Origin of the sequence: Burkholderia cepacia, assembly GCF_001039005.1 — a bacterium.
Taxonomy (GTDB): Bacteria; Pseudomonadota; Gammaproteobacteria; order Burkholderiales; family Burkholderiaceae; genus Burkholderia; species Burkholderia theae.
In genome coordinates this window covers 1-2,526 of the sequence record NZ_LDWR01000104.1, presented here as the reverse complement: position 1 = coordinate 2,526, position 2,526 = coordinate 1, and the positions used below count along the sequence as shown (strand labels likewise).

Annotated in this window: 2 protein-coding genes and 1 pseudogene; 2 read left to right on the top strand and 1 reads right to left on the bottom strand. The window is 48.1% G+C overall.

Going from position 1 to position 2,526, the window contains the following annotated elements; translation table 11 throughout:
- Positions 1–69 precede the first annotated feature (69 nt).
- Both VL15_RS43895 and VL15_RS43890 read left to right on the top strand, forming a co-directional pair.
- Positions 70–254: pseudogene (locus VL15_RS43895) on the top strand (transposase); the annotation flags it as partial.
- 6 nt (positions 255–260) lie between these two features.
- The gene (locus VL15_RS43890; protein WP_155420401.1) at positions 261–662 is read left to right on the top strand and encodes a transposase; all 402 of its coding nucleotides are present in this window, start codon (positions 261–263) and stop codon (positions 660–662) included.
- A 425-nt stretch (positions 663–1,087) separates the two neighbouring features.
- On the opposite strand, the gene VL15_RS42430 is transcribed toward VL15_RS43890, so the two are convergent.
- The coding region (locus VL15_RS42430; protein WP_230684620.1) for a hypothetical protein at positions 1,088–2,526 on the bottom strand (1,439 nt) is incomplete at its 5' end.

Sequence of the window (2,526 nt, the reverse complement as noted above, 5' to 3'; positions counted from 1 at the left end):
TATGACACCGTCTCTTAGCGCCGCTAACACAACTGGACACGGTGCATCGCGGGCCGTATCTTGTGGCCCATGGCAAGAAGAAAGATTCGCAACGAGTTATGGGCCGTGCTCGAACCGTTGATTCCGGAGTTTGAGCATTCGCCCAAGGGCGGTCGGCGTCGGTCCGTTGACGACCGAGCAGCATTGAATGGCATTTGTATGTGTTGCAAACGGGGGTTCCTTGGGAGGATTTGCCCCAGGCGCTTGGCTACGGTAGCGGCATGACATGTTGGCGACGGTTACGCGATTGGCAGGCGGCAGGCCTATGGGAAAAGTTGCATCTGGCGATGCTTCACCGGTTGCGTGAACATGACCAGATTTATTGGGGGCACGCCAACCTCGATGCGGCCAGCGTTTCCAGCTCCCGGGGGCTGGAAACCGGCGCCAACCCGACAGATTGGGGCAGACTCTGTAGCAAGCGACACCTCGCCGTAGATGCCCGAGGCGTTTTCTTGGCTATCACAGTCACATGGGGCAGCCGACACGACTCGATGGCGGTCGAATCGATGCTGAACGCGATACCTGTCGCGCCCGGCCTGGATAGCCTATCTCGGAAACGGCCCGGCAAGCTGCGTGCGGACAAAGGATACGGTTGCCATCGATGTCGACGCGATCTGAAGTGACGTGGCATCATGGCGCAGATGGCCCGCAATGACATTGAGCGCACGGAGCGCTCGGGACGGCATCGCCGGATTGTCTGATGACTTGTGTTGGACACTCCAAGCCGCTACTCGAGTGCTGACCGTCAATAAAACGTAACGCAGCTGGCGAGCTTGAGGCTGACACCTCGAATCGCTACACGCCGCGCAGCCGCAACCAGCGGCGATCGATGAGGAATTTTACAAAATCATAACCTTATGTGCGGGATTCGATGTCTAAAACAAGAATTGTCAATTTTTTTGACAGTCTCGCCAAAATAAAATTGTCAATTCGAGTGTTGGGCATCTTGTGTGACAGGTATCTCGAGTTGTCATCTTTGATCTCCCCGTCCGTCGGGTTTTTCATCGATATATCATATATATCTCAATTTTAATTTTGATGGCTTTCGCTACTTTGATCGCGCTAAATAAGATATGGATTTATTCAATTTATTAACAATCTCCAAATATTTATTGGTTGACGATGCGGCATCGTCTCCGACGTAATCAATCAAAATTACACCAGGATTCACGCCCCTCGCAGTCTCGATAACGCTAGCGATTCCAGAATGGTTCGATGTCGCCCGCACCTTTACACCTTGCAGTGAAAAAGGGTTTTTCTTGCTCCAAAACGGGATATTGGTCTGAGTTACCTTCAATTTTCCATCCTCAGGCTTTCGAATAAAATCCCTGATAAAGCCACCAAACCGCGTACTATCTGTGTCGTTCCCCCATTTCGTGAAGACGTGAGAGTTGTAACTCCAGACAATGTCCCGGTATTTCGAGTCGTCAATTTTTTTGCTGGTCATCTTTCCGAGGACTACGATGTTTTTACCTTTTTGTAAAGATTCGCCAACCGTCACATCTCCAAGAGAGCCACTTTCGTTGGTGGAAATAATTTCACCCTCACTTCCCATAATAGCCTTTCTCACAAAATCTGCTGATTCATCGTTGTAGAAATCAAATTTAAGTATATAGAAATCATTTTTATCTTTTCTTGCGTGTTCTAAGAGTTTTCTAACCTCAGTTAGGGCGCCCCCGGGGGTTGCACTCGGGCCGTGGAAAAATCCATAATTGCCATTGTCGAGCTTTCTTATTCGAATGTCAAAATATCTCACGCCATTTCCGGCTTGCTCAACCAGATTCAAAGACTGAGTCTTAAAGGCCTGCGGTATCGTTGCCCCAAGACTCGTGACGCCATACTGCCGACTAAACATATACGTTCCCGCATCATGACTGCCCAGCATCGCAATTCTGGAGAGTTTTGTGGCGGCTGGCAAGCTGTTGTGTTTAATGTTAGTTTTTAACATCGTCCGGCTGTGCGCCAATATCGATTCTCCATTTTTTGAAATGCGTTGAGTGTCGACGGGGGGGGATGGAATTAGCATCCCTGCACCTCTTCGCGTCTTTGGAGTAGTTGATTTATTTTGCTCAACAATGGTGAATTCTTGCTGGGTCGCCCCCCCAAAATTAAAATCTCGATCTTTCGATATTTTATGGTTTAAATTAAGGACGGCCTTCAATTTTGAGAGAAAGCTATGTGTTTCGCCAGCATTTGTGCCCCGGGTGTTATCGATGCTGATGATTTTTTGAGTGCAACAAGATCCCGCTCCGCTTAAATTTTTGGAAAATTCATTTTCTTGTTTTTCTGTTTGGAAATGTTCTTCTGGTGAGGTTGCGTTGTTTTCCCCAGGGCGTCTCGAAATAAGTGCGCTAATCGATGGCATGATTAAATTGTAATTTAAATAACTTGACATCCATAATGATGATATATTTTGATGTGGCTTGATTCCAAAAAACGATCGCGGTTTGACTACTCTACCCCCGATGGTACTGTCAGGTTGGAGCT